Source organism: Actinoplanes sp. NBRC 103695, from assembly GCF_030269485.1.
Lineage (GTDB): Bacteria > Actinomycetota > Actinomycetes > Mycobacteriales > Micromonosporaceae > Actinoplanes.
On record NZ_BSTL01000005.1, the window covers coordinates 351,500 to 376,891 of the forward strand.

At 71.6% G+C, this 25,392-nt stretch carries 24 protein-coding genes; 15 read left to right on the plus strand and 9 right to left on the minus strand.

All coding sequences use genetic code 11. From position 1 onward, the window contains the following. Positions 1-68 precede the first annotated feature (68 nt). Genes QSK31_RS10540 through QSK31_RS10550 form a run of 3 tightly spaced genes read left to right on the plus strand, consistent with a single transcriptional unit; the run spans position 69 to position 1,872 of the window. Complete coding sequence (locus QSK31_RS10540) at positions 69-401, plus strand: PadR family transcriptional regulator (protein WP_285683159.1); 333 nt, start codon at positions 69-71, stop codon at positions 399-401. Beyond that, the gene (locus tag QSK31_RS10545) at positions 398-1,195 is read left to right on the plus strand and encodes an ATP-binding cassette domain-containing protein (RefSeq protein ID WP_285683161.1); all 798 of its coding nucleotides are present in this window, start codon (positions 398-400) and stop codon (positions 1,193-1,195) included. Before QSK31_RS10540 ends, QSK31_RS10545 begins: the two co-directional genes overlap by 4 nt. Then, complete coding sequence (locus QSK31_RS10550) at positions 1,192-1,872, plus strand: hypothetical protein (protein WP_285683163.1); 681 nt, start codon at positions 1,192-1,194, stop codon at positions 1,870-1,872. The genes QSK31_RS10545 and QSK31_RS10550 overlap by 4 nt, the downstream gene beginning before the upstream one ends. A gap of 741 nt (positions 1,873-2,613) precedes the next feature. Here QSK31_RS10550 and QSK31_RS10555 read toward each other — a convergent pair. Next, positions 2,614-3,345: a TetR/AcrR family transcriptional regulator gene (locus QSK31_RS10555; protein ID WP_285683165.1), complete on the minus strand. Its 732-nt coding sequence runs from the start codon at positions 3,343-3,345 to the stop codon at positions 2,614-2,616. A gap of 85 nt (positions 3,346-3,430) precedes the next feature. Here QSK31_RS10555 and QSK31_RS10560 point away from each other — a divergent pair, with 85 nt between their 5' ends. Beyond that, the gene (locus tag QSK31_RS10560) at positions 3,431-3,853 is read left to right on the plus strand and encodes a nuclear transport factor 2 family protein (protein ID WP_285683166.1); all 423 of its coding nucleotides are present in this window, start codon (positions 3,431-3,433) and stop codon (positions 3,851-3,853) included. On the opposite strand, the gene QSK31_RS10565 is transcribed toward QSK31_RS10560, so the two are convergent. Beyond that, entirely contained in the window at positions 3,798-4,715 is a 918-nt protein-coding gene (locus QSK31_RS10565) for a diacylglycerol/lipid kinase family protein (protein ID WP_285683168.1), read from the minus strand. The genes QSK31_RS10560 and QSK31_RS10565 overlap by 56 nt on opposite strands. A gap of 35 nt (positions 4,716-4,750) precedes the next feature. Beyond that, on the minus strand, positions 4,751-5,329 hold the full coding sequence (locus QSK31_RS10570) for a GAF domain-containing protein (RefSeq protein ID WP_285683170.1): 579 nt from the start codon (positions 5,327-5,329) through the stop codon (positions 4,751-4,753). A gap of 505 nt (positions 5,330-5,834) precedes the next feature. Here QSK31_RS10570 and QSK31_RS10575 point away from each other — a divergent pair. The 7 genes from QSK31_RS10575 to QSK31_RS10605 all read left to right on the plus strand — a co-directional run bounded on the left by QSK31_RS10575 (position 5,835) and on the right by QSK31_RS10605 (position 13,071). Next, on the plus strand, positions 5,835-6,515 hold the full coding sequence (locus QSK31_RS10575) for a sigma-70 family RNA polymerase sigma factor (RefSeq protein ID WP_285683171.1): 681 nt from the start codon (positions 5,835-5,837) through the stop codon (positions 6,513-6,515). Further along, positions 6,512-7,282 carry an anti-sigma factor family protein gene (locus tag QSK31_RS10580; protein ID WP_285683172.1) on the plus strand — a complete coding sequence of 257 codons (771 nt, stop codon included), beginning with the start codon at positions 6,512-6,514 and terminating at the stop codon, positions 7,280-7,282. Before QSK31_RS10575 ends, QSK31_RS10580 begins: the two co-directional genes overlap by 4 nt. Before the next feature lie 207 nt (positions 7,283-7,489). Continuing rightward, complete coding sequence (locus tag QSK31_RS10585; protein WP_285683173.1) at positions 7,490-8,197, plus strand: hypothetical protein; 708 nt, start codon at positions 7,490-7,492, stop codon at positions 8,195-8,197. Between the two features lie 232 nt (positions 8,198-8,429). Next, on the plus strand, positions 8,430-9,152 hold the full coding sequence (locus QSK31_RS10590) for a DUF4142 domain-containing protein (protein WP_285683330.1): 723 nt from the start codon (positions 8,430-8,432) through the stop codon (positions 9,150-9,152). 106 nt (positions 9,153-9,258) lie between these two features. Beyond that, positions 9,259-10,410 carry a Pecanex-like protein 1 gene (locus tag QSK31_RS10595; protein WP_285683174.1) on the plus strand — a complete coding sequence of 384 codons (1,152 nt, stop codon included), beginning with the start codon at positions 9,259-9,261 and terminating at the stop codon, positions 10,408-10,410. 372 nt (positions 10,411-10,782) lie between these two features. Further along, positions 10,783-11,667 (plus strand): DNA-3-methyladenine glycosylase family protein, encoded by an 885-nt coding sequence (locus tag QSK31_RS10600; protein WP_285683331.1) that lies wholly within the window; start codon positions 10,783-10,785, stop codon positions 11,665-11,667. A gap of 114 nt (positions 11,668-11,781) precedes the next feature. Further along, entirely contained in the window at positions 11,782-13,071 is a 1,290-nt protein-coding gene (locus QSK31_RS10605; RefSeq protein ID WP_285683175.1) for a hemolysin family protein, read from the plus strand. 53 nt (positions 13,072-13,124) lie between these two features. Here QSK31_RS10605 and QSK31_RS10610 read toward each other — a convergent pair whose 3' ends face one another. Further along, positions 13,125-13,934, minus strand: a complete 810-nt coding sequence (locus QSK31_RS10610; protein WP_285683176.1) for an SDR family NAD(P)-dependent oxidoreductase — start codon at positions 13,932-13,934, stop codon at positions 13,125-13,127. Between the two features lie 65 nt (positions 13,935-13,999). Between QSK31_RS10610 and QSK31_RS10615 the strand changes: the two genes are divergently transcribed. Next, positions 14,000-14,755 carry a helix-turn-helix domain-containing protein gene (locus tag QSK31_RS10615; protein WP_285683177.1) on the plus strand — a complete coding sequence of 252 codons (756 nt, stop codon included), beginning with the start codon at positions 14,000-14,002 and terminating at the stop codon, positions 14,753-14,755. 93 nt (positions 14,756-14,848) lie between these two features. Here QSK31_RS10615 and QSK31_RS10620 read toward each other — a convergent pair whose 3' ends face one another. The 5 genes from QSK31_RS10620 to QSK31_RS10640 form a co-directional block, all read right to left on the minus strand. Beyond that, positions 14,849-15,811 carry a hypothetical protein gene (locus QSK31_RS10620; protein WP_285683178.1) on the minus strand — a complete coding sequence of 321 codons (963 nt, stop codon included), beginning with the start codon at positions 15,809-15,811 and terminating at the stop codon, positions 14,849-14,851. Beyond that, a complete protein-coding gene (locus QSK31_RS10625; RefSeq protein ID WP_285683179.1) occupies positions 15,808-18,291 on the minus strand; it encodes an AAA family ATPase in 2,484 nt (827 codons plus the stop codon). Before QSK31_RS10625 ends, QSK31_RS10620 begins: the two co-directional genes overlap by 4 nt. Next, positions 18,288-19,436 (minus strand): exonuclease SbcCD subunit D, encoded by a 1,149-nt coding sequence (locus QSK31_RS10630; protein WP_285683180.1) that lies wholly within the window; start codon positions 19,434-19,436, stop codon positions 18,288-18,290. The genes QSK31_RS10625 and QSK31_RS10630 overlap by 4 nt, the downstream gene beginning before the upstream one ends. Before the next feature lie 9 nt (positions 19,437-19,445). Continuing rightward, entirely contained in the window at positions 19,446-21,197 is a 1,752-nt protein-coding gene (locus QSK31_RS10635) for an ATP-binding protein (RefSeq protein WP_285683181.1), read from the minus strand. Between the two features lie 104 nt (positions 21,198-21,301). After that, positions 21,302-22,024, minus strand: a complete 723-nt coding sequence (locus QSK31_RS10640) for a pyrimidine reductase family protein (RefSeq protein ID WP_285683183.1) — start codon at positions 22,022-22,024, stop codon at positions 21,302-21,304. Positions 22,025-22,186: 162 nt separating this feature from the next. Here QSK31_RS10640 and QSK31_RS10645 point away from each other — a divergent pair, with 162 nt between their 5' ends. The 3 genes from QSK31_RS10645 to QSK31_RS10655 all read left to right on the plus strand — a co-directional run bounded on the left by QSK31_RS10645 (position 22,187) and on the right by QSK31_RS10655 (position 25,378). After that, positions 22,187-23,209, plus strand: a complete 1,023-nt coding sequence (locus QSK31_RS10645) for a LacI family DNA-binding transcriptional regulator (protein ID WP_285683184.1) — start codon at positions 22,187-22,189, stop codon at positions 23,207-23,209. A 103-nt stretch (positions 23,210-23,312) separates the two neighbouring features. Next, positions 23,313-24,062: an ACT domain-containing protein gene (locus QSK31_RS10650; RefSeq protein ID WP_285683186.1), complete on the plus strand. Its 750-nt coding sequence runs from the start codon at positions 23,313-23,315 to the stop codon at positions 24,060-24,062. Between the two features lie 89 nt (positions 24,063-24,151). Next, positions 24,152-25,378 carry a GNAT family N-acetyltransferase gene (locus QSK31_RS10655; protein ID WP_352244397.1) on the plus strand — a complete coding sequence of 409 codons (1,227 nt, stop codon included), beginning with the start codon at positions 24,152-24,154 and terminating at the stop codon, positions 25,376-25,378. Positions 25,379-25,392: the final 14 nt, after the last annotated feature.

Here is a 25,392-nt window from a genome sequence, read left to right on the forward strand (position 1 = left end):
GGTACGGACGTTCTGTCGCGTTTTTGACTCGCTAGTCAGACTGTCTACTAACCAGGTAGCCTGCCTACGTGATCGCGAACCGGCCATGGCTGCATGGCTTCCTCGACCTGTGCCTGCTCGCCATGCTGGCCGAGCGCGCCGACTACGGCTACGGCCTGGCCCAGCGCCTCGCGGAGGCGGGCGTGGCGGACGTGCCCGGCGGCACGCTCTACCCCGCCCTGCTGCGGCTCGAACAGCAGGGGCTGGCCCTGCCGAGCTGGGCGCCGTCCGAGGCCGGGCCGCGGCGCAAGTACTACGAGATCACCGACGCCGGCCGCGAAACGCTGGCCGCGCAAGCGCAGGAGTGGACGCGCTTCCGCGACGGCGTCGACATGCTGATCTCCACGGTGGTGCCCCGGTGAGCTGGCCGGCCGTCTTCGAGGCGGAACTGCTGCGGCTCGGGTTGCAACCCCGGCGCGCCCGGCAACTCAGCACCGAGACCGTCCAGCAGGCAGCCGAGCACGCGTCGGCACCCGCCGACATCTTCGGCCCCGCCCACCTGTACGCCCGCCACCTGGTCTCCGAGCTCACCGTCACCGCGCCCGTCCCGATGCGGACCACCGGTCCCGTGCTGCTCCGGCTGACCGGGGTGGGCAAACGCTACCGGCGGCAGAACGTGTTCCACGACGTCTCCCTGACCGTGCGCGGCGGCGAGGTCGCCGCCATCGTCGGCGCCAACGGATGCGGCAAGTCGACACTGCTGCGCATCTGCGCCGGCCTGACCCGCCCCACCAGCGGCACCGTCGAACGGACCCGGCGCGTCGGCCTCGTCCCGCAGGACGGCGGCACCGCCGGGTGGCTGACCGCCGAGGAACACTTCCGGCTCTTCGGCGCGGCCGCCGGCATGGCGCGGCCCCGGGCGGCGTCCACCGGCGACCACCTGGCCGCCCGGCTCGCCTGGCGTCCCCGGCGCGACCAGCGCGTACAGCAGCTCTCCGGCGGCACCCGGCAGAAACTCAACCTGGTCCTCGGCGAACTCCACTCGCCCGACCTGCTGCTGCTCGACGAGCCCTACCAGGGCTTCGACCAGGGCGCCTACCTGGACTTCTGGCAGCAGGTCTTCGCCTGGCGCGACGCCGGCCGGGCCATCGTGGTGGTCACCCACCTGCTGCACGACCTGGCCAACGTCGACCACGTCCTGGACCTCAGCTCATGACCGCCCTGGTCGTGGCGAGCCTCTCCGCCCGCGAGGTCGGCCGGCGCCGGTTGGCGCTCGCACTGATGGTCAGCCTGCCGCTCTGGTTCTACCTGGTCCGGCACGCCCAGGCCGGCTCGTCGATCCGGATGCTGACCCTCGGCATCGGCTGGGCCATCTCGACACTCACCCTCTTCGTGGTCAACGCGTCCCGCACCGTCGACCCCCGCCTCCGCCTGACCGGCGCCTCAGTCCTCGGCATCGTCGGCGGCCGGCTGCTCGCCATGACCGGCGTCGGCTTGGCGCTGGCCACCGGCTACGGGCTCCTGGCCGTCGTGGACCAGAAACCGCTGCACCCCTGGTCGGTGATGCTGATGATGGTCGTCACGGCAATCGTCGCGGCGCCGCTGGGCAGCCTGATCGGCGCGGTGCTGCCACGCGAGCTGGAAGGGGCGTTCGCCCTGTTCAGCTTCTCGGCGGTGCAGATGCTCGCCGATCCCGGACAGCTGGTGGCCAAGCTGCTGCCGTTCTGGTCGTCCCGGGAGATCGGCAACTACGCCATCGACGGCGGCTCGACCGACCTGATCTGGCGAGGCCTGGCACACGGCGCGGCGGTCTGGGTGATCTGCACGGCCGGGACGGTGGGGTTCTTCGCCTGGCGGTTGCGGCTGGCGCGCTATCCCGAGCCTCGGCCTTAAGCTTCCTGGCGAAGGTCTGAGCGGGATTTACCGCCGCGTTGTAGCTGGGGTCGGTCCGGGTGTGCCAGGCGGCCGGGGTGCCCGGCTCACGGTGATCGGCACCGCTCGCGGCGGTAGTCGATCGGCGAAGGGCGGTGACTCGGTCGTGGAGGGTCGGCCACGATCGTTCCGGCCGCGGTCGTTCCGGTCACGACCGTTCCGGCCTACCACTCGTGCGGTCGGCAGTGTGACCGGGAGTTGTCCGGGCGCCTGACCGCCCAGCGGGTAACAACTCGCGCGGATGGTGGTAGCTCAAGGCGGCATTTCTGGGCTGGATGCCGCCTGGCCCTGCCACCCGCGCGGACGGTGGTAGCCCAGGGCGGCATTTCCGGCAGGATGCCGCCTGGTCCCACCACTGCGTGCCTGGTCCTGCCACCTGCGCGAGTTGCTACCACTGCGCGCACGGTCTGGCCGCCGAGCGGCGGCAGCGACGATGAGCGGGCACCTCGGGGCCTGGTGCCCGGGCCGGCCACCCACACGCCGAAAGCGGCCGCGGTCAGCGCAAGGACCAGAACGCCCGAGCCTGCGCCGCTGCGCCGCTGCGCCGCTGTGCCACGGTGCCACGGTCCCACCTAGGTCGGGGTGGGTTGCGCTGATCGACGACCCGCCGCCTCCCCCACCCCGGCACTGGGTGGGAGTCAAAGTAGCGCTTCGGCGGGAATTTTTGTCCCGTTGTCCCCAGGGGGCCGGGACTGTGGACAACTAGTCGGCCGGGGTTGCGGCCAAGGCCTCGAAGCAAGGGCGGAGCAGGTCGATGATCTGGTCCGGCGGGGCGTCGGCGAGCGGGCCGAGCCGGAGCAGGTAGCGCTCGATGATCACGCCGTGGACGATCGCGCCCAGCAGGCCCGCGCGCAGGTCGGCGTCGGCTGTGGGTATCCCCGCGATGATGCCGCTGAGCTGGGCCTCGGCGGCGGCCCGGTAGCGGTCGGCGGCGTCGGGGTTGGTGAGCATCGAGCGCAGGACGGCCAGGGAGGATGCCGGCTCGCTGACCAGGCGATCGGCCAGCGAGGTGAGCAGAGCCTCGGCGGGCGCGGGAGACGCGACGGTGCCCTCAGCCGAAGCGGGCCCGGCGGCGGGCAGTTGGTCGGCGGGCCCGGCGATGAGCGGCTGACTGGCGGGCGGCTGACCCGCGTGTGCGGTGGCGGGCGGCTGACCCGCGTGCGCGGTGGCGGGCAGTTGACCCGCGTGTGCGGTGGCGGACGTCTGACTCGCGGGCCGGGCGCCGGCGGACGGCTCGGCGGGTGTCTGGTCGGTGGCGTGGGCGAACAGCGCGTCCTTGCTTTTGAAGTAGTGCATGACCAGGCCGGCGTCGACGCCGGCGGCGGCGGCCACGGCGCGGATCGTGGTGCGGTCGTAGCCGAGGTCGGCGAAGAGCCGGCGGGCGGCGGCGAGGATCCGTGCCTCGGTCTGCTGGCGTTGCTGGGCCCGGGTCACCTGTTCATTCTACGGGCGTTGACGGACCGGCCCATTCGTTCTACGGTCGTTCAATCAACGGGCGTTCAACGAAATGGGGTACGAGATGACCGCCACGTCGCGCGAGGTTGTCGAGCAGGTGATGCGGGCCGGCCGGGAGGCGGATGTCGAGGCGTTCGCGGGGCTGATGGCGCCCGACGCCTCCATCGAATGGCCCTACCGGCCGCCGGGTGCGCCCGCCGGGGTGCGGGGCCGTGCGGAGATCCGCGCGTTCCTGGCCGAGGGCGCCGGGAAGCTCGTCAGGTTCGACGAGTACCGCGACGTGGTGCTGCACGAGACCACGGACCCGGAGGTGATCATCGTCGAGTACGCGGCGTACGGCACCGTGATCAGGACCGGCGCCCCGTTCCATCAGACGGTCATCGCCGTGATCCGGGTCCGGGGCGGCCAGGTCCTGTCCTACCGGGACTATCTCAATCCGCTTGTTCTTGCCGAGGTGCTTGGCTCTGGGCCGGCACACAGATCTTGACCGCGTCCGGGATCACCTCGGCGGTCAGGCGGCGACTCTTCTCGCGGGCGCCGCCGTCCAGCTCGTACTCGAGCTTGTCGTCGAGTTTGACGTCGACCTTGCGGGCCCGGGTCATCCGGACGAACGGGGACGTGTCGGACCGGCCGACGGCCATCGTGCCGAGGGCGCGCGCCCACTGCATCGCGCCCTGGGCGGTCGCCACGCCGACGTCGAGCCAGCCGTCGTCGGGCTTGGCGTCGTCGAAGGCGTTGATGCCGCCGGTGATCGTGCCCACGTTGCCGATCAGGACGCAGGAGGCCTGGTCGTCGAACCACGGCACGCCGTCGATGGTCACCCGGGCGCGGGGCGCCTCGCCGTTGACGTGGCGCAGGCCGGCCCAGACGTACGCCAGCTTGCCGAGCCGGTCCTTCAGATTGCGGTCCGCGTCCCGGATCATCGCGCCGTCGAAGCCGATGCCGGCCATCACCGCGAAGTGCTCGCCGTTCATCTTGCCCAGGTCGACGCGGCGGCGCTTGCCGGTGAACGCGACGTCCACCGCGCCGGCCAGGTCGGCCGGTACGCCCAGGTTGGTGGCCAGCAGGTTGCCGGTGCCGGCCGGGATGATCGCGAGCGGGGTGCCGCTGCCGGCGAGCACGTCGATGCTGCGCTGCACGATGCCGTCGCCGCCCCAGACGACCACCAGGTCGACGTCCTTCTTCAGCGCCTTGCGTACCTGTTTGGGGGCCTTCTTGCTCTTCGGCACCTCGTACCAGAGCAGTTCGTCGACGCCGTGGTCGGTGATTCGCCGGCGCAACTCGTCCAGGCCGCCGTCCAGCGTTTTGCGGGCGTGGGCGACGACCGCGACTTTCCGTGGTGTCCGCATGGGACCGGCGTTTACCCGATGTGCGGGGAAACGAATCAGCTGACGGTCTGGCGCATGCGCTGCTCGGCGGCGGCGCTGCGGATCACCATCAGGCGGAGCTCGAGCTCGTCGGAGACCATCTGGGCGAGGTGCTCGAGGGCGCGCAGTTGCCGGGGCGTGGCGTCGCGCGGCCGGTTGTCGATGACGTTGACCGTGCCCAGCCGGTAGCCGTCCTGGGTCCGGATCGGGGCCGCGGCGTAGAAGCGCAGGCCGAGCTCGCCGCGGACCAGCGGGTGCTCGAGGGTGCGCGGGTCGACGGCGGCGTTGTTGATCACATAGACGCCGTCCCGCTGGACCACCGAGGCGCACAGGCCCGGTTCGTTGCCGACCTGGCGTACGCCGGTCAGCCCGTGACACGCGGCCAGCCACACCCGGTCCTGCTCGACCAGCGACACCGTCGCGATCGGGGTGTCGAAGATGGCGCCGGCCACGAAGGCGATCCGGTCGTACGCGTCCTCCACCGGCTGGTCGACGAGCCGGTAGCGGCGGACGGCCGCGAGACGCGCCTGCTCGCCGGGGCCCGTGGTGTCGAGGTACTCATAGGCATTCGAGGACACCGGGCTGCTGTTGGTCATCGGTGCTCCCCCTCACGCAGTGATCTTCCTTGGTGACCCAGAGCCTAATGAGGGTACGGGGGAGGACCGCAATGCCCCCGGCCTGCCGAATCGGCCCGGAACGGCCTCGGCTAGGGGAAAGTCGCACACCAGGTGAGCCGTGACCGGTTCGGGCGGTGGGCAGACGGCCCGGCAGCCGCTACCGTCGGGCACGCCCTTTCCCGTCGCCCCGGGACACGGTGCAGCGCAGCGCGACGCTGCGGCGACGCAGAGATACTCAGCTAACGCCGCTCGCGGAGAAGTGAGTAGTATTCGCCTGCCCCACCGCGCATATCGGTGCAGATGGATGCTTAGCGATCATTCACCTGGTGCTCCCATGCCCCCCATGGTCCAGACTTCCGCCCCCCGGAGGAACGTTGTTCGTCGCCACAGCCGAACCTTTAGAAATTCTTGCGTCTGGGTTGATCCCCGCCGGGCACCGCACCCGTAAAGAGGGTGACGGGGAAAGCACCGGCAGGAGGAATCGATGCATGCGTCAGTCATGGAGCGACGTGCGCCGGGCGAGGTGCGCGGCATGACGGGACGAGGTTCCGGTGGCGGGTGGCAGGCTCTCGACGGAGGCCGTAGTGCGGAGAATGATGGTTCGGTGATTCCCCGGCAGGCTCCGCGCCATGAAGCGGCCCCCAACGCGGCGGATCATGAGGACACGCTGGTCCGGATGCTCTACGAGGAGCACGCCGGCCCGCTCCTGATGTTCGTGCTGCGGCTCACCGGCGGCGACCGGCAGCGCGCCGAGGACATCGTGCAGGAAACCCTGCTGCGAGCCTGGCGCAACGCCCACCGTCTCGGCGCGCAGGGCCAGCAGTCGCTGCGTCCCTGGCTGGTCACGGTGGCACGCCGGATCGCGATCGACGATCACCGCAGCACCACCGCCCGCCCTCCGGAGACGTACGACCGCGAGCTGGAGAGCTTTCCCAGCACCGCGGACGACACGGATCGGGTGCTGCAACTGATGACGGTCACCGACGCGCTGAAGACGCTCAGCCAGTCGCATCGGGAGATCCTCGTCGAGACGTATTTCCGCGGCCGGACGGTTCCGGAAGCGGCTGAGGTGCTTGGCCTGCCGCTGGGGACGGCCAAGTCGCGCGTGTACTACGCGCTGCGGGCTCTGCGTACGGCCTTGCAGCAGCGGGGGGTGACGGAATGACACAGGAACAGCACTTCGACGTCGCGGCGTACGCGCTCGGGATCCTCGACGAGCACGACGCCGGCCGGTTCGAGGACCATCTGATCGACTGCCCGGCCTGCGCCGTGGAGCTCGAGTCCTTCCTCCAGGTGGCGGACATCCTCGCCGACGTCGACGCCGACTCGCTGGTGGCGACCGAGGAGTCCCGCAAGGACGGCCTGGTCCTGAAGAAGATGATCCGCACGGTCGGCACGGAGCGACGCAAGGCGAACAGCCGGCGGCTCTTCTCGCTGGCGGCCGCGGTCGTGGTCTTCGCGATGCTGTCCATCGGCGCGCTGTTCGCCGGCGCCCGCTGGCTGGCGCCGGAACAGACGGGCAGCCCGACGGTGGCACGCGGCCCGGCGCAACTGGATCCGTTGCCACTCAGCGACGGCACCGGCATCGGTGGCACCGAGCTCGCCGGCCAGCGGGTCGCCAGCACCGACGCCCGCACCGGCGTGCGGCTGGATGCCGGGCTCGAGGCCAAGGACGTCGGCACCCAGGTGCAGTTCGCGGTCTCCAACATCAAGGGACCGAAGATCTGCAAGCTCGTCGCGATCAAGCCGGACGGCGACCAGGAGGTCATCTCCAGCTGGAAGGTGGGCGAGAAGGGCTGGGGCACGGCGCAGCGTGAAGAGGCTCTGGTGATGTCGGCGGTCACGGCGCTGCCGCGGGAGTCGATCGCGCACCTCGTGGTGCAGGAGATCTCGGCGAACGGCACCCCGACCAACCTGGTGACCGCTCCGTGACGTAAAGCGATTCTTCGAGGCCCGGCCGCTTTTGCGGCCGGGCCTTTTCGCATTCCGGGGCCGGTGGCGGCGCGGGTACGGACGCGACGGCCGATCGGTTCAAACAAAAAACAAAGAAAAATGAGTCGCCGGGATTCAACCTCTGGCCGCCGGTCCGCGTACTACAGCGCGGAATAGCTGATCGAACATAGACGGTGGAGGACCCCCGTGACACCGGAGAAGCGAAAGTTGATGGTCGTCGGCGCTGCCGTGGCGGCGGCGCTCACGCTCCCAGGCTGCGCGCCGGCCGGTTACAGCACGTCAGGAAACGGCGGTGCCGTCGAGCCTGCGGCCAACGCGGTCGACACCACCCCGGAGCCGACCGGCGAACCCACCGCGGAGCCGACCGGTGAGCCCACCGCCGACCCCACGTCGACCGGCAAGGCTGCCGGCAAGCTGAGCGAGGACGACGTCACCAGCGAGCTGACCGGCACCACGGTCAAGCGCATGGGCAAGGTCGTGGTGGACCAGGAGGGCTGGGTCCTCTACCGCTTCGACGACGACAAGAACAAGCCGAAGGCCGTGACCAACTGCAAGGGTGACTGCGAGAAGGTGTGGCCGGCGGCGCTCACCAACGACGGGAAGCCGGAGCTCAAGGGCGTCGACCCGAAGCTCGTCGGCACGGTCACCCGGCCCGACGGCAGCAAGCAGCTGACGATCGACGGCTGGGCGCTCTACCGCTACATCGGTGACAAGAAGGCCGGCCAGTGGAAGGGCCAGAACGTCGGTGGCAAGTGGTTCGTGGTCGAGCCCACCGGCAAGAAGAACCTGACCTGCCTCCCGCCGGTGTCCAAGCCGGTCGCGCCGCCTGCCGCCGACTCCGGCGAGGGCGAGGCCGAGGACGGCGGCGCCGGATCGAGTGACTACAGCTACTGAGAGTCATAACCGGGGCATCGTCCGAACGGATGATGCCCGGGGTTCACAACAGAACTCATAAGTTTGTTTTAGGCCGCACCTAAGTGTTCCGCATTTCCGGCCCATGGCATTGCGAATCACCGATGCGCGCTTCTACCGTTCTACTCGGGAATTACTAGTCGGAGGTGTTTCACAGATGATTGCCGCTCAGTTCTCGCGCCGGCTGGTTCGCTGGCTCGTGGGCATTACGGCAATGGTCGTGGCGCTACTGTCCGTGCCGGTCGCGGCGCAGGCGGCGGACGTGCCGGTTCCGATTCCTTCCAGTGACGGCCTGTCGGACAAGGGCGCCGGGGAGATCTCGGCGGCCGACCGTGACTTCGTCGTGAAGGTGCGGCTCGCCGGCCTTTGGGAGATCCCCGCCGGGAACATGGCGATGGAGAAGTCGAAGGACAAGCGGGTGCAGGCGGTCGGCAAGGCCATCGCCGCGCAGCACGTCACCCTCGACAAGCTCGACATGAACGTCGCGAAGAAGCTGGGCCTGGCCCTGCCGAACGTGCCGAACGCCCAGCAGCAGGGCTGGCTGGACGAGATGAAGACGGCGAACAGCACCACGTTCGACCAGATCTTCATCGACCGGCTGCGGGCCGCGCACGGAAAGATCTTCCCGGCCATCGGGACGATCCGGGCCAGCACCCGCAACGACTCGGTCCGGAAGCTGGCGCAGGAGGCCAACCAGTTCGTCATGACCCACATGACGCTTCTGGAGAGCAGCGGCCTCGTCCAGTACGGCGCGCTTCCGGCGGCTCCTCCTCCCGCGGCGCAGGCCGGACCGGTGCCGGTGGACGGGCAGATGCTCGCAGCCGCGGCGGGCACCGGAGGCGTTCCCGGCGTCAACACGTCAGTGATCTTGATGGTTCTGGCGGTGGCACTCGTCGCCGGTGTCGTCACCACGATGCGCATCTTCCGAGCCAGGTAGGAGCGCTCATCGGTCTCGATCTGGCCAGCCGACCAGGTCGTTCGTATCACCCCCTCGGCCGGCACCCACCGCCGCCACGTTGTGTTCAAGGAAAGGTGTTCCTCAGATGCGAAGGTCTCAGTACCGGCGCGCAACCAAGGGCCCGAAGTGGCTCTCCGGCAAGCGGCGCCTCATCGCCGCGGCCGCCACCCTCGTGGCGTTCGGTGGCATTGTCACGGTCACGCAGGTGTCGGACGCGTCCACCAAGCGGTCCACCGACCGCGCGCTTGCCGCTTGCGACCGGATCCAGGCGCCGCGGGCGTCGAAGCTGTCTTCGGAGACCAAGAAGGGCACCTACACCCAGCAAAAGGGCAAGGTGACCCAGCACTCCGACGACGGCGCGAGCGACGTTCCGAGCGCGCAGACGCTGCGTGACCGGTGCCGCCGCTGGGTGATGCAGAACGCCGGCAACAACAACGGTGGTGGCAACAACAACGGTGGTGGCGGCGCTTCGCCGGCCCCGAGCCAGAGTGGTGACACCAACGCCGGTGGCGGGAACAACGGTGGCAACAACGGTGGTGGGAACAACGGCGGCAACAACGGTGGCGGCCAGGCGACCCCGCCCCCCGGCGCCGGCCTCGGCATCCTGACCAACACCTGTGACGACAGCCAGCTCGACCCACACGACGGCTTCCAGATCGGCAACCGGTGCGTCTCCACCGAGTTCGGTGAGGTCGGCGTCGCGGCGAACAACCCGACGCTGCTGATCACCGAGCACCCGGACCAGGTCGACGTCGGCGAGGCGTTCACCATCAAGGTGAGCACCCGGAACCTCATCCGTGACCGGTTCCTCGCGGCCGGCCAGGGTGGCTACTACGTGGAGAGCTCGGTCCTGCAGAACGGCCTGGTCCGTGGCCACTTCCACACCGCGTGCCGCAGCCTGCAGAACACCAACGAGGCGCCCGACCCGGCGCCCGCCCCGGAGTTCTTCGTGGCGACCGAGGACCGCCAGGGTGGCGCGACCCCGGACACCGTGAGCATCAACGTCCCGGGCCTGCCCAACGCCGGCAACACGCAGTGCTCCTCCTGGGCGGGTGACGGTTCGCACCGCATGCCGATGATGGAGCGCGCCAACCAGACCCCCGCCTTGGACTCCTTCCGGCTCACGGTCGGTGGCGGCAACGGCGGCGGCAACGAGGGTGACCAGGGCGGCGACCAGGGCGACCAGCAGCAGGGCGACCAGCAGCAGGGCGACCAGAACAACAACAACGGCCGCTGAGCCTGCCGCAGCACCACAACTGAACATACGGAGCGCTGTCGCAACACCGGGACTCCGAACCTGGCGGCCGGGCGTAGACCTTGAGCAAGTCACGTCCGGACGTCAGGACCCCCCGTCGGGATCCCGGTGACGCCGTCCACCCCCCTGAGGGCGGCACCTGCGGCAGTCGGCCCGATGAAGGAACTGGCTGACGAAAGGAGGCGCAGTACCCCAATCGGGCCGAGCATCGAGCTCCGGCACCGGCGACACGGACCGACTCGGGTGTCCGTAGTCGCCCCCCGATGGCCCTGACTGGGAGCGCAGTCAGGGCCATCGGCATGTCCGGACTTCTGTGGCACAGTGTTCCGGGTGAGCGCACAGGTGACGCGGCGGATGGCGCTGCCGGACAGGTATCACCTGGCGGGCACCGTGGCGTCGCTGGTCGCCACCAAGGGCGATCCGTGCGTGCGGCTCGAGGCCAACGAGTTCTGGCTCGCCGCGCGTACCCCCGAAGGAAGCGCGACCCTGCACCTCGCCCGCACCGGCACGGAGATGGTGGCGACCGGCCATGGGCCGGGAGCGGCGTGGATCGTCGATCGCGCGGACGCGATCGCCGGGCTGCGCGACCAGGTGGGGGAGTTCGCGGCCTTGGCGGCGCCGCACCCGCTGATCGCGCGTCTGGCCAAAACCTTTGCCGGCGTACGGATGCCCGCGAGTGGCCTGCTTTTCCACCGGGCGCTCCGTGCCGTGCTGGAGCAGAAGGTCACCGGCAAGGAGGCGCATCGGGCGTACCGGGCGACGGTCCGGCACTTCGGCGAGCCGGCGCCCGGACCGGCCGGCCTGACCCTGCCACCCGACCCGGCCGCGGTGGCGGCCACGCCGTACTGGGTGTTCCACCCGTTCGGCGTGGAGCAGCGGCGCACCCAGGCCCTGCTGCGCGTCGCGGCGGTCGCCGAGCGGCTGGAACGCTGCGGGGACAGTGCCGAGGCCACCCGCCGGATGGTCGCCCTGCCCGGCATCGGCCCGTGGACCGCGGCCGAGACGGTCCGCACCGTGTACGGCGACGCCGACGCGGTCAGCGTCGGCGACTACCACATCCCGAACACGGTGGCCTGGGCGCTGGCCGGCGAGGCGCGCGGAACCGACGACCGGATGCTGGAGCTGCTCGAACCCTTCCGCGGCCACCGCGCCCGGGTCTGCGACCTGCTCGCCTCGGGCGGCATCGGCGCGCCCCGCTTCGGCCCGCGCATGCCGGTCCGGTCCTTCGCCCGGTTCTGATGGATCTCACGATCGGTCCCGCCCGGCCGGGGCGGCGGCGGGTTCGACCTTCTTCGAAAAGCGCCTTCGGTAGCGTGTGCCCTTCGTGATCCTCTTCAGCGGGATGTGTGTCTGATGGGTGGAACGGGCGGCGAGATCGTCCTGGTCCTGATTCTGGTGCTGGTCAACGCGGCTTTCTCGGGCAGCGAGATGGCACTGGTCCAGCTCCGGGAGAGCCAGATCCAGCGGCTCGAACGGCAGTCCCGGCGCGGGCGGGTGCTGGCGCGCCTGTCGCGGGATCCGAACCGGTTCCTGGCCACCATCCAGATCGGCATCACGCTGGCCGGTTTCCTGGCGTCGGCGGCCGCCGCGGTCTCGCTGTCCCAGCCGCTGGTCGAGCCGCTCGGCTTCCTCGGCGCGGCCGCCCAGCCGACCGCGATCGTGCTGGTCACCATCGCGCTGACCTTCATCACGCTGGTGCTGGGCGAGCTCGCGCCGAAGCGGATCGCGATGCAGCGGGCCGAGGGCTGGGCGATGCTGGTGGCGCGCCCGCTGGACGTTCTCTCGGCGGTCTCGCGTCCGGTGGTGTGGCTGCTCGGCGTGTCGACCGACGTGGTGGTGCGGCTGGCCGGCGGCGACCCGAAGGCCAAACGCGAGGAGGTCAGCACCGAGGAGATCCGCGACATGGTCGCCGCCCAGCAGGACTTCTCGGCCGAGCAGCGGACCATCATCAGCGGCGCGTTCGAGATCGCCGACCGGATCCTGCGGGAGATCCTGGTGCCCCGCCGCGACGTGCTCAGCCTGCCCACCGGCACCCCGGCGAACGAGGCGTTGAAGCTGCTGATGGACAGCGGCCACTCCCGGGCGCCGGTGGTCGGCCCCGCCGGACTGGACGACGTGATCGGCGTGGTGCACCTGCGCGACCTGATCGACGCGACCGGCCCGGTCGACGGGGTCGCCCGGGCCGGCCTCTTCCTGCCCGAGACGCTGCGGGTGTCGGACGCGCTGCGCCAGCTCCGGGTGGAACGCCACCAGCTGGCCATGGTGGTCGACGAGCGGGGCGCGATCGACGGCATCATCACCATGGAGGACCTGGTCGAGGAGATCGTCGGCGAGATCTACGACGAGACGGACCGCGACGTGCAGGCGGTGGTCCGGGAGGACGACGGCGCGCTGCTCATGCCCGGCTCGTTCCCGATCCACGACCTGCCCGACATCGGCTTCGAGGGCGACGGCCACGACGAGGGCGACTACACCACGGTCGCCGGGATGGTCCTGGCCGCGCTCGGCCACATCCCGACCGCTCCCGGCGAGGTGGTGGAGCTGCCCGAGTTCACCGCCGAGGTGGTCGAGGTGACCGGCCGGGCGATCACCAAGATCCGGCTGCGCCCGGTCGACCGCCCCGACGAGGACGACGACGATTAGGTTGTGTCTCGTGGATCAGCCACACCGCAGCCCTGGCTGATCCACGACAACACCTAGGCGGCTCGCGCGGCCAGGTGGCGCCAGGCCTCCCAGGTCGCCAGCCGCTCCCGATAGGCCTTCTCGGCGATCGGATACGGGTATTCGCCCAGGAACAACCGCAGCGGCGGGTCGTCGGCGTCGACCAGGTCGAGGATCACCGGCGCGGTGACCGCCGGATCCCGGGGCGCCCGGGCGCCGGCCCCGGAACGGCGCGCCTCCCGGATCGGCTCGTAGGCCGCGATCGGATCGGTGTGCACGGCCGACGACCCGGACCAGTCGGTGCCGTACGGGCCGGGCTCCACGATCGTCACCCGGATCCCGAGCGGGCCGACCTCCTGGGCCAGCGCCTCGCTCATCCCCTCCAGCGCCCACTTGGACGCGTTGTAGAGGCTCAGCGTCGGGAAGGCCACCAGCCCGCCGATGCTGGAGACCTGCAGGAGGTGGCCGCCGCGCTGCGTACGCATGAGGGGAAGCGCGGCCTGAGTCACCCAGAGCGCGCCCAGCAGGTTGGTGTCGATCTGGGCCCGCGCCTGTTCCTCGGTCGTCTCCTCGAGCATCCCGAAGAGCCCGTAGCCGGCGTTGTTGACCACCACGTCGAGACCGCCCAGCGTGTCCGCGGCCCGGGCGACCGCGGCGAAGGCGGCGGCCCGATCGGTGACGTCCAGCTCGAGCGGGAGGAGACGGTCGCCGTGCGCGCCGGCCAGCGGCCGCAGGGCGTCCAGGTGGCGGGCGGTGGCGGCGACCCGGTCGCCCCGGGCCAGGGCGGCTGCCGCCCACAGCTGCCCGAAGCCGCGCGAGGCGCCGGTGATGAACCATGTCTTCATGGCTCCACCGTGCGCCCGCCGCCGGCCCGCAGCCAGCACCCTGGCGGGGCTACCCTGCGAGGACGATGACCCTGCTCGGTGACTTCCTCAAGGCGCGACGAGGCCGCATCGGTCCGGCTGACGCCGGGCTGCCGTCGCTCGGCCGGCGCCGGGTGCCCGGCCTTCGCCGTGACGAACTGGCCGGCCTGGCCGGGCTCAGCGAGCACTACCTGACCCGGCTCGAGCAGGGCGTCGACCGGCATCCGTCGCCGCAGGTGCTGCGGTCACTCGCGCGGGCGTTGCGGCTGGACCCGGACGAGGCGGCGCACCTGTTCACGCTCGCTCGCGCCGACCCGCCGCCGGTGTCCGCCGACAGCCCGGTGACACCCGACCTGCAGGAGCTCCTCGACTCCTGGCCGGACAGCGCCGCCTACGTGCGCAACCGGCGCTTCGACGTGCTCGCGGGCAACAAAGCGGCGCTGGCGCTGGCCCCGATGTACTCGCCGGGGCACAACCTGGTCCGCGACATCTTCCTGGACCCGGCGGCCCGGACGCTCTTCCCCGACTGGGCCACGGTCGCGGCGCAGACGGCGGCGGCACTGCGGGCCGAGGCGGACCTCACCGATCCGCGGGTGGTCGCGCTGGTCGGCGAGCTCTCGGTGGATGCGGACTTCCGGCGGCTGTGGGCACTTCATGACGTACGACCGACGCGGGCCGAGCGCAAGGAGTTCGAGCACCCGGTGTACGGCCCGCTGTCGGTCCGCCGCCAGACGCTGACCGTCGCCGGCGCCGAGGATCAGGTGATCATCGTCTACTCGGGCGATGTGCTCCCTCCTCGGTGACCTGAGCTCTGCCGGGCTCGTCATCACCCATGACGGAGCGGAATCGAGGAAGGTTACGCGCGGACCGCGATCGTCGACGGACTCCCCGGCGCCTCAGCGCCGGCCGGCGGCCGCGGAGAGAGTCAGGGCTCGGTGCAGAACGCGGGCGTCGCCGAGCATGCCGCGCAGGCGGCGTTCCAGGCCGGCGATCGGGATCAGGTTTTGCGGGGCGCGCGGGTCCTTGTAGGCCGACGACGCGAACCGGGGCACCGTCACCGCGGACAGATCGGCCAGCTCCACCGCCTGCTCGATGGTGAGGTCGGCGGAGCACTCGATGCGCACGATGCCGGCCCACGGCGCGCCGCTGCTGCCGGGCAGGCGCAGGTACCAGCTCCAGCCGCCCCACAGCGAACCCATCTTGAACACCGGCGTGCGCTGACCCGGCAGCAGACTCGTGACCACGCCGGTGAGCTGGGCCGAAAGATATTGCCGCTGCTGGGTCTTCACATAGCCGAGGGTGCGGGGCAGCTGGCGGCGGCTGCGCAGCGGACCGTCGACCACCAGCAGGTCGTCCTCCTCGCGGGCGGCCGACGAAACCGCGATCTCCAGCTCGGTGAGCGGCGCCTGCACGGCCGCGGGCAGCTTGCTCACCTCGCCGGAGCCGCTGACCCGGCGGACCGTGTAGCGCACCGAACCCGCCTGCACGTCCTCGGCGGACGGGCTGGCCGTGAAGAGCCCCCGGCCGACCTGCGCGCCGGCCACCAGCTCGGCCACGCCGTTCGCCAGGTCGCAGCGGACCACCCCGGCGGCGAAGGAGGCGGCCAGCCCGGCGTACGAGGTGCCGTCGTCCTCCCGGGTCCAGAGCAGGGCGTCGTTGCGCCGCACCCCGTCGACCAGCAGCACCACGTCGGGGCAGCGGGCGCCACGGCCGGCGTCGATCGGGGCCCACTCCGCGTCGGGCACCTCGTGGTGCGTCTCGACCTGGGCGGTGCTCGGCGAGGCCGGACCGTCCCCGCCGTCACCCTCGAACGCGGCGCCGTAGGACGGATCCCACGAGTCGACGAACATCGCGGTCAAAGGCCGACCCTTTCCACGTACGCGGTCCGCGCGTCCTTGTGCACCTCGAAGCGCACCGGCACCCGCTCGGCCAGGGCGTTCACGTGGGTGACCACCCCGACCATCCGGTCGCCGCGCGCGGCCAGGTTTTCCAGGGTCGCCGCGACCACGTCGAGCGTGGTGGCGTCGAGCGTGCCGAACCCCTCGTCGAGCACGATCGACTCCAGGCTGGCGGCGGTCGCGGACATGCCGGCGAGCTGCTCGGACAGGGCCAGCGCGAGGGCCAGCGACGCCTGGAACGTCTCGCCGCCGGACAGCGTCCGCACGCCGCGGCGCAGGTCGGCGTCGAAGTGGTCGACGACCCAGAACTCGCCCTTCTCGTGGATCAGGTCGTACTGCCCGCCGGTCAGCTCCCGCAGAATGCCGGAGGCGCCGTCCACCAGCAGGTCCAATGCCTCCTCGAGAAGCCAGCGCTCGAAGTTGTTGGCCCGCAGATGCCCGGCCAGCGACTTGGCCACCTGCGCCTCGCGGGCCAGCGTGGCGCGCTGCTCGGTGAAGTCGCGGGCCTGCTCGCGGCGGTCGACCAACCGCTGCCAGGCCGACCCGGCGCGTTCCGCGGCCACCGCGGCGGCCCGGATGAGACCGGAGTCGTCCCGCGGCGCCGAAAGGCCGGCCTCGGTGAACAGGGCCGCGATGGCGTCGAAGGCGGACTGGGTGGCGCCGTGGGCGAGCGCGACCGCGTCCTCGGCCGACCCGAGGGCCGCCGTCCGGTTCGTCCGCTCGACCGAAGCCCACTCCACCAGGGTGGACCAGGCCTGTGCCAGGTCGTCGCGATCGGCCGGCGGGGGCGAGAAACGCGCCACCGCGTCCCGGGTGGTGTCGAACGCCCGCCACGCCGACCGCTGCTGATCCTCCGCCACGGCCACCGCGCGCTGCGCCTTCCGTTGCGCCTCCCGGGCGGCGCGGACCCGCGTGCCCGCCTCCTCGAGTCGTTTCTGCAACTTGTTCAGCTCGGCCAGGCGCTGCTGGACCGCCTCGACGCCGGGCGAGTCGGCGACCACCGCGCGCACCTCGGCCAGCCGGGACATGTGGTGTTCCAGCTGGGCGCTCTTGCGCTCGAGGTTGCTCTCCAGCTTGCGGGCCACCGCGTCGCGCTGTTTCCACGCCGCCTCGGCGACCTCGGCCGCGGACCGGGCCGCCTTGCCGGTGGCCTCCGCCGCCTGCACGGCCGAGCCGGTCGGCATCGCGGGCACGTCGGTCACGGTCTGCTCGCACACCGGGCAGTGGTCGCCCGCACTCAGGTGCGCCCGCAGCGCCACGGCCCGGTCCAGTTTCTGCGCCTCGGTGTAGTCGGCGCGCGCCTGCTCGAGCAGCTGGGTGGCGCCCAGGTGCGCGGAGTGCGCGAGGTCGGCGGCGGTCGAGGCGTCCTCGAATTCGACCTTGGCCACGGTCACCTCGCCGGCGAACCACTCGGCCTGGCCGGTCAGCCTGTCCAGCTCGGCGTGCCTGTCCAGCAGCAGCTTGAGCGAGCCCGGGTCACCGGCCGCGGTCAGCTCGCCGCGGATCTTCTCCTCGCGCTCCTCGGCGATCCGCACCTCGTCGGCCGCCGCGGTCGCCGTCTCGCGGGCGGCGGACACCGCGGCCACCAGCTCGGCGCTGCCGTCCGGTGTGCGTACCCCGGTCAGCGCCGCCACCTCGGCCCGCAGCGCGTCGCGGGCCTGCGCCGCCGTGGCCTCGCGTCCCCGGATCTCGCGCAGGCCCGGCACCGCGGCCTCGACGGCCGTGGCCAGGTCGCGCATCTGGGTCAGCTGCGCCTCGGCGGTCGCGACCGCCTCGTCGTCGGCGTCGGCCAGGCCCTCCAGCAGCTGGTCGATGGCGGCCAGCTTGCCCTCGGCGGTGCTGCTGCGCGTGGTGGCGAGCTGCTGCACCTCCTCGTAGACGTGCAGGCCGAGAAGGTTGACCAGGATCTGCTGGCGGGTGGCCGGCTTGGCGTGCAGGAAGTCGGCGAACTGGCCCTGCGGGAGCACCACGCAGCTGGTGAACTGCTCGTACGGCAGGCCGACCGCCTCGATCACCGCGCGGTCCATCTCGGCCGGAGTGCCGGCCAGCACCTCGCCCAGGTCGTCCAGGCTCATGCCGGTGTCCAGCCGGGACACGTCGAAGCCGGGCGGCATCAGCTGGAGGCCCGCGCCGGAGGTCTTCACGTTGCCGCGGCCGTCCCGGCGCACCACGCGGGTGGCGACGTAGCGGTCGCCGGCCGACTCGAAGACCAGCCGGACCCGGGCCTCGGTGGCCGACGGGGACAGCGCGTTGACGATGCCGCGGGCGCCGCCCCAGCGCGGGACCGTGCCGTAGAGCGCGAAGCAGATGCCGTCGAGCACCGTCGACTTGCCCGAGCCGGTCGGCCCGACCAGCGCGAAGTAGTCGGCGTCGGTGAAGTCCACCGTGGTCTCGTCGCGGAACACGGTGAAACCGGCCATGTCGAGTCGCAGGGGCCTCATTGAGTGGAGCTCACCTCGTCGTACAGCTCGTCGAACAGTTCCCGGACGCCGTCCTCGGGCGTGCCGCGGCTGTCCAGGTAGTCGCCGAACAGCTGGCGCGGGGTGCGGCCCTGCCGCTGGGCCTGTGCCCCCTTACGGTCGGGCACCATCTCGGGGTCGATCCGGACCTCGAGCGCGTTGGGCAACAAGTCCTGTACGTCCTCTCGCAGGCCGGCCCGCGGGGTCTCCCGCACGAAGACACGAAGCCAGGCTTCCGGAAGGTTCACCTTCGACAACTGTTCCAGGGTGCCGCGCACGGTCCGCAGCACCTTGGCCGCCTCCACCGGCACGTCCCGGACGCGGGCGGCCTTGTCGGCGGAGACATCGACGATGGACACGCCGCAGACGTTCTCCTCCTCGCCGAAGTCGATGGCCAGCGGGCTGCCGCAGTAGCGCACCGGGCAGGGGCCGATCACCTGCTGGGCGCGGTGCAGGTGGCCGAGCGCGACATAGTGCGCGGTGGCCGGGAAGACGGTCGCGGGCACCGCGTAGCCCATCACGGTGTGCGCCTCCCGTTCGCCGCCGCCGGTGCTCGCGCCGACCACGGTCACGTGCGCGGTCAGGAGATTGACCACGCCGGGCTCGGCGAATTTCTCGCTCAGGCGGGCGATCAGGCGGGCGAGATGATCCGCGTACGTCTGCTGCGTCTCGGCCGCGCTCAACTCGTACATCTCGGCGGCCCGGATCGCGTACCGCTGGGAGAGGAACGGGAGGGCGACCAGCTGCCAGCGCTCGCCGCTGCCCGTGACGCCGGTGATGAGCAGGTCATCGGCGTTGGCGGACACCGCGCCCCGGACGGTGATGCCGGCCGCCTCCGCCCACGGCCGCAGCGCGTCCAGGGCCGGGCCGTTGTCGTGGTTGCCGCCGATCGCCACCACCTCGGCGCCCGTGCGGCGCAGCGCGGACAGGGCGCGGGTCACCAGCCGGGTCGAGGCCGGGGTCGGCGCTGCCGTGTCGTACAGGTCGCCGGAGATCAGCACCAGGTCGGGCCGCTCCCGCTCGGCGATCGCGATCACCTCGGCGAGCACCGCCTTGTGCTCGTCCTCGCGGTTGTGACCCTTCAAGACCTTGCCAACGTGCCAGTCGGACGTGTGCAGAACGCGCATCGGGCAACCTTAGAAGGGGATGTCGTCGTCGGCGCCACCGGTGCGGCCACCCACGACCGCGAACGGGTCGGCGCCCTGAACGATCGAGCGCATCGAGTCGGACGGCGGCGGCCCGGCCTCGGAGAACCGGGTGGCCCAGGCCGGGAACGGGAACTCGACACAGAGCGGGACCGGGATGTCCGGCTGGTTGACGAACATCGTGCCCGGCCGGGCCAGCAACGCGCGCTGCCGCATGGCCGGGGGCAGGAAGCCGTACTCCGGGCGGGACGCCTCGGCCGGGTCGAGCCGGCCGACCACCCGGATCGCCGAGTTGGTGACGATCCGGCGTTCCACCTCGCTGGCCGTCTGCTGCGCGCCGATCAGGATCACGCCGAGCGAGCGGCCGCGCTCGGCGATGTCGAGCAGCACCTCCTTGATCGGCGAGGTGCCCTCCCGCGGCGCGTACTTGTTCAGCTCGTCGAGCACCACGAACAGCAGCGGCTTGCCGGTGCCCGCCTTCTCCTTCTCCTCGAACTCGGTCTTCAGCGTCACGCCGACCACGAAGCGCTGCGCGCGGTCCGGCAGGTTGTGCAGGTCGACGACCGTGACCTGAGCGCTCTCGGCGGTCTTGATCTGGTGCGGGCGGCGGGCGGCCAGGTCGCCGCGGATCAGCCGGGCCAGGTCGCGCTTGCTGTTGATCATGCGGCGGGCGAAGGCGTTGACCGTTCCCATGTTCACCGCCGAGCCGGCCCAGGTGGACCGGGTCTCGTCGTCGGTGAGCTGCTCGACGATGTGGTCGACCAGGTCGCCGTACGACCCGATGCGGCGGCCGTCGATGCTGATGCCGCCCTCGGCCGGCACCGCGTGCCGGTGCAGGTGGGCGGTCACCGAGTGGACGACCATCGTGTATTGCTGGCGCTCGTCGTCGGCGTCGGCGAAGACGTAGGGGAGCAGCCGGTTGGCGCAGAACTCCTCGAGCGTCCAGTAGAACGCGTCGATCCCGGTGATCCGGCTGGTCACGTCGGGCGTGCCGGTCGAGTCGCCGGCCCGGGGCGGCGCGTAGACCCGGACGTCCGGGAAGGGGATCGACGGCAGCTCGAGCAGCTTGTACGCCGCCCGGGTCGGCTCGTCCAGCCGGACATTCGGATGATCGAGGAACAGCAGGTCCTCGCCCTTGACGTTGAAGATCAGGGCCTTGGCGTTGGTGGCGTCGGCACCCAGCTGCCCGGAGCGGAACACCGAGTAGAGCAGGAACGTCGCGAAGCTGGTCTTGGTGGCCACGCCGGAGATGCCGGAGATCGAGACGTGCGCGCCCCGGGTGCCGTCGAGGAAGTCGGCGTTGAGGAAGACCGGCACGCCGTCGCGCCCGGTGCCCATCGGGATGCGCCGCTCCATCCGGTCGAAGTGCAGGGCCGCGTCGCGCGCCTCGGCGGCCGCCCGGTAGACCACCGCGCCCGGCTGCGGCGGCACGTAGAACTCCGGATCGACCCGGGTGGTGGTGATCTCGGCGGCCTCCTGCACCACGGCGGGCAGCGTGCCGTCGGCGATCGCGAACACGTCCGAGTCGAACTGCGCGCCCTCGTGCCGCGCCCGCACCTGGGTGACCACGCCGGCGATCGTCACCGGCTCACGTCCCGGCAGGTCGCGCCGGGTCACCACGACGTCGTCGAGCTGCAGGTAGCTGCCCGGGGTCACCGCCGTCCAGAACTGCAGCGGGGTGGCGTCGGCCGTGCCGAGCACACGGCCGACCGGGTCGCCGGGAGGGGTGACGTCGTCTAGCACGGGATCATGGTGCACCAGTGGTACGACAAATCGACGGACACCACGTCGGTTGGCATCGAGTTTCCACAACTTCTAGTGGTCATCCACAGACTTGTCCACAATTGCTAGCTGCGCCCGTACCTCAGAAAAAGCTGGCCGCCATCGGTCAGGACCTGCCGCAGCGACATCTCCCGCGCCTCGGCAGGCGGCCCGTGGGAGATCCGGCCGGCGGAGCCGCCGGCGAGCAACGGCGAGATGGTCAGGCACAGCTCGTCGACCAGGTCGGCCGCGATGAGCTGCCCGAACACCGACGGCCCGCCCTCGCAGAGGATGCGGATGCCCCCGCGCCGGCGTACCTCCGCCAACCCTTCGGTGAGATTGCTCACGGTGACGATCTCGGCCACGTCCGCCAGTCGGCCCGGCTCGGCCCCCGGCCCGGTCAGTACCAGTGGAGGACGGGGTGCGTCGGTGAAGATCGCCTGATCAGGGTCAAGATCAAGAGAACGGGACAAGATCACCATCAGGGGGTACGGCGGGAGCCCGTTCGCCTCCCGCCACACCGGATCGGGGCGCAGGGCGTCGTACTGCTCCTCACGTACCGTAGCGGCCCCCGCCAAGAGTGCGTCACAACGCAGCCGCAGCATGTCGAAGATCCGTTTGTCGCCCGGACCGCCCAGCGGGCCGGACCGGCCATCCACCGTGGCCGCGCCGTCCGCGCTGCTCACGAAGTTCATCCGCAGCGTGGGCCCATCCCGAGCGAGCCCAGCGGGGTAGGCGTAGCACTCCAGCAGCGCGTCGTCGTCGAGCGGCCCGCCGGCCTCCGGCCACAGCCGGCGGATCTCAGTCACGGCCCGGGTGGCCCGGTCACCGGCGGCACCGGAACCACCGGCCGGTGCTGGCAGTCGCACCACGAGCCGCCGCGGCAGTCGTCGTGCCGCTTCTCCCGGCAGGCTCGGCAGATCACCGATACAGACTATGCCGTTCCGGGCGACTGAGTTGATAATGCGCAAGTGACCAGGCAGGTGCACCGCTCCGCAGCCGGCCGGCCGACACTCGAGGAGGTCGCCGCGCTGGCCGGTGTCGGCCGTGGCACCGCGTCCCGGGTCGTCAACGGATCGGCGCAGGTCAGCCCCCGTGCCAAGGCCGCCGTCGAGGCCGCGATCAGCCAACTCGGCTACGTGCCGAACCGGGCCGCCCGGTCGCTGGTGACGCAGCGGACCGACGCCGTCGCCCTGGTGGTGTCCGAGTCCCAGGAACGGGTCTTCGGCGAGCCGTTCTTCGCCGGCGTGGTGCGTGGCATCAACGAGACCCTGCTGGAGACGTCACTGCAGCTCTGGCTGGCGATGGCCGCCACGCCCGCCCAGCGGCAACGGGTCGAGCACCACCTCACCGACCAGCACGTGGACGGCGTGCTGCTGCTCTCGCTGCACGACGACGACCCGTTGCCCGCGCTGCTCCGGGCCCGCCGGATGCCGTTCGTGCTGGGCGGAGGGCCCTTCGTCGAGACATCCGGGGACGCCTTCGTGGACGTGGACAACGTGGGTGGCGCGACCCTCGCGGTCCGGCACCTGCTGAGCCTCGGCGCGCGGCGGGTGGCCACCATCGCCGGGCCGCAGGACATGGCCGTCGGCCGGGACCGGCTCGGCGGTTACCGCGCCGCGTTGCCCGCGCACGCTCCCGAGGTGGTCGAGGTCAGTGATTTCAGTGAGGCAGGGGGGTACGCGGCCATGTGCGCCCTGCTGGCCTCGGCCCCCGACGTGGACGCCGTGTTCGCGGCCAGCGACCTGATGGCGGCCGGCGCGCTGCGGGCGCTGCGGGAGGCCGGGCGCGTGGTGCCGCGGGACGTGGCGCTCGTCGGATTCGAGGACGCGGACGTGGCCCGGCGTACCGATCCGCCCCTCACCACCGTCCACCAGCCGGTCGAGGAACTGGGCCGGACGATGGCCGCGCTGCTGATCGACCTGATCGCCGGACGGGACGTCGTTTCGCACGTTCTGCTCGACACCCACCTGGTCCGTCGAAGCTCGGCCTAGCCGCTCATATGCTGCCCTTTATGACGGGGACACGGCGTCGCAACCGGGGTGAAACGCCCTGTTGGCAGAGTGGACGCCGGAAGTGCTTTTCGAGGGGAGCTTGATGTTGCTGCGGGTTCGCGTCACCCTGCCCGACCGCCCCGGTGCGCTCGGGCAGATCGCCCGGACGCTCGGCGTCGCGGGCGCCGACATCGTCCAGGTGGTGGTGCTCGAGCGACTCGGCGGCCGCGCGGTCGACGACTTCACCGTGGTCTGGCCCGGCGCCGCCCGGGTCGAACGGCTCCTGGCCGGCCTCGCCGCGATCCCCGGCGTCCAGGTCGACGGGGTGTGGAAGGCGATCGGCGCGCCCGTCTCCGGCGGGCACGACGCCGAGTTGCTGGCCCAGGTCGCCGCCAACCCGTCGGACGGACTGGCCACCCTGGTCGACGCGGTGCCCGGGCTGCTCGCCGCCGACTGGGCCGCCGCCGTCGTGGTGCCCGCCGACTGGGCCGAGCGGGCGACCGCACCGCAGGCGTCCGTGAGCGAGCCGGCGATCGCGTACGCGTCCTGGCGCGCGCCGTCCCCGCTGGTCCTCCCCGAGGTGACCCCGCTGCGCGCCCGCCCGATGACCGGCCCCGAGCGCACGAAGTACGCGGTGGCGCCCTTCGGCCGTGCCGGTCTCGTCCTGGTGGTGGCGCGCGGCGACGACGAGGAGACCTCCTCCGCCGCCTTCCACGTGACCGAGGTCGACCGGGTCGCCCAGCTCGTCCGAGCCGCGGCCGTGATCCTCGGCGACCGCCTCGACCAGGTCGGTGTGCCGCCTGTGGCGTCTGTTGTGCCGCCTGTGGCATCGGTTGTGACCGACCCCTCATAAGTCGGCAAGCATCGGCAATGCCGAGGTAACACCCGCGCGGCAGGCTTAAATTCGGTTCCGGATTTGGCTTCTCCTCAAGGGGGCGACTGATGGCTCTGTGGCGGGTGAGGGCGACCGTCGAGGACCGCCCTGGCTACCTGTCGGTGCTGACCGCGAGCCTGGCGCTCAAGTCGGTCAACATCCTGGCCGTCCAGGTGCACACCACCGAGGCGGGCGCGGTCGACGACTTCCTGGTCGACGCCCCCGACACCATGTCGGAACGCGACATGCTCGCCGCCGTTGAGCGCGGCCGGGGCCGGGACGTGTTCGTCGCCCGGGCCGAGGCACAAGGACTGGCCGACCCGCCGACCCGGGCGCTGGCCCTCGCCGGCCGGCTCGTGCACGACCCCGACGCGCTGGGCGAGGCACTGGTCGGCCTGCTCGACGCCGGCGAGGTCCGCTGGCGCCCCGAGGCCGCCGCCGGGCACGGCTTCACCGCCGGGCAGATGACCCTGGTCGACCCCGCGGGCGGGGCGTTCGAGGTGCTGCGGGCGGCGCCGGTCTTCACACCCGCCGAGTTCGCCCGGGCGCAGGCGCTGATCGAGCTGAGCGCGACGCTCCTCCGGCGGGACGACACCCGCACCACGATGCTCCTGCCCTCCGGCGACGAGCTCCTCCTGAGGGTCGCGACCGCCGACGACGCCGAGGCGGTCCGCCGTTTGCACGCCCGCTGCTCGGCCGCGGCCCGCGACCTGCGCTACCCCCGAGGGGTGCCGACCGACACCCGGCTGCGACAACTCCTCGAACCGATCGGCGGCCTCACCCTGCTGGCCGTGCACACCGACCCGCGCAGCGGGGAGGAACACGTCGTCGGCAAGGCCACCCTCCTGGCCGAGGGCGACCTGGGCGAGGCGTCGCTGCTGGTCGAGGACGCGTGGCAACGCCGAGGCCTGGGCACAGCGCTGCTGCGCCGCCTGGTGACATGGGCGGGCCGGGGCGGCTTCGCGGCGGTGGTGGCACACACGTCGGCGGACAACATCGCCATGCTCCGCACGTTGCGCCGCTTGGGCGCTGGCCCAGCCGACCGCGACGGCGACATGCTGACGGTGACCCTCACGGTCCCCGGCGCCCACTCCGCCCACCCTGCCGGCGCCGACTCCGCCCCAGCCGCCGCCACCGCTGGCCCGGCCACCGCCCGAGCCGCCACCGGCACCTACGCGACCGGCGCCGACTCTGGCGGCGCCCACCCTGCTGGCGCCCACCCTGCTGGCACCCACCCTGCTGGCACCTATCCCGCCACGGCCGATGTCAGGCAGCCACCGCCGACGTCGAGCTGAGATGCCGCCGCACT

Bases quoted from the DNA above. Each gene is read 5' to 3' on its own strand.
- QSK31_RS10550 (WP_285683163.1), top strand. From the start codon at position 1,192: ATGACCGCCCTGGTCGTGGCGAGCCTCTCCGCCCGCGAGGTCGGCCGG.
- QSK31_RS10560 (WP_285683166.1), top strand. From the start codon at position 3,431: ATGACCGCCACGTCGCGCGAGGTTGTCGAGCAGGTGATGCGGGCCGGC.
- QSK31_RS10565 (WP_285683168.1), bottom strand. From the start codon at position 4,715: ATGCGGACACCACGGAAAGTCGCGGTCGTCGCCCACGCCCGCAAAACG.
- QSK31_RS10570 (WP_285683170.1), bottom strand. From the start codon at position 5,329: ATGACCAACAGCAGCCCGGTGTCCTCGAATGCCTATGAGTACCTCGAC.
- QSK31_RS10575 (WP_285683171.1), top strand. From the start codon at position 5,835: ATGCATGCGTCAGTCATGGAGCGACGTGCGCCGGGCGAGGTGCGCGGC.
- QSK31_RS10580 (WP_285683172.1), top strand. From the start codon at position 6,512: ATGACACAGGAACAGCACTTCGACGTCGCGGCGTACGCGCTCGGGATC.
- QSK31_RS10590 (WP_285683330.1), top strand. From the start codon at position 8,430: ATGGTCGTGGCGCTACTGTCCGTGCCGGTCGCGGCGCAGGCGGCGGAC.
- QSK31_RS10595 (WP_285683174.1), top strand. From the start codon at position 9,259: ATGCGAAGGTCTCAGTACCGGCGCGCAACCAAGGGCCCGAAGTGGCTC.
- QSK31_RS10600 (WP_285683331.1), top strand. From the start codon at position 10,783: ATGGCGCTGCCGGACAGGTATCACCTGGCGGGCACCGTGGCGTCGCTG.
- QSK31_RS10605 (WP_285683175.1), top strand. From the start codon at position 11,782: ATGGGTGGAACGGGCGGCGAGATCGTCCTGGTCCTGATTCTGGTGCTG.
- QSK31_RS10610 (WP_285683176.1), bottom strand. From the start codon at position 13,934: ATGAAGACATGGTTCATCACCGGCGCCTCGCGCGGCTTCGGGCAGCTG.
- QSK31_RS10615 (WP_285683177.1), top strand. From the start codon at position 14,000: ATGACCCTGCTCGGTGACTTCCTCAAGGCGCGACGAGGCCGCATCGGT.
- QSK31_RS10625 (WP_285683179.1), bottom strand. From the start codon at position 18,291: ATGAGGCCCCTGCGACTCGACATGGCCGGTTTCACCGTGTTCCGCGAC.
- QSK31_RS10630 (WP_285683180.1), bottom strand. From the start codon at position 19,436: ATGCGCGTTCTGCACACGTCCGACTGGCACGTTGGCAAGGTCTTGAAG.
- QSK31_RS10650 (WP_285683186.1), top strand. From the start codon at position 23,313: ATGTTGCTGCGGGTTCGCGTCACCCTGCCCGACCGCCCCGGTGCGCTC.
- QSK31_RS10655 (WP_352244397.1), top strand. From the start codon at position 24,152: ATGGCTCTGTGGCGGGTGAGGGCGACCGTCGAGGACCGCCCTGGCTAC.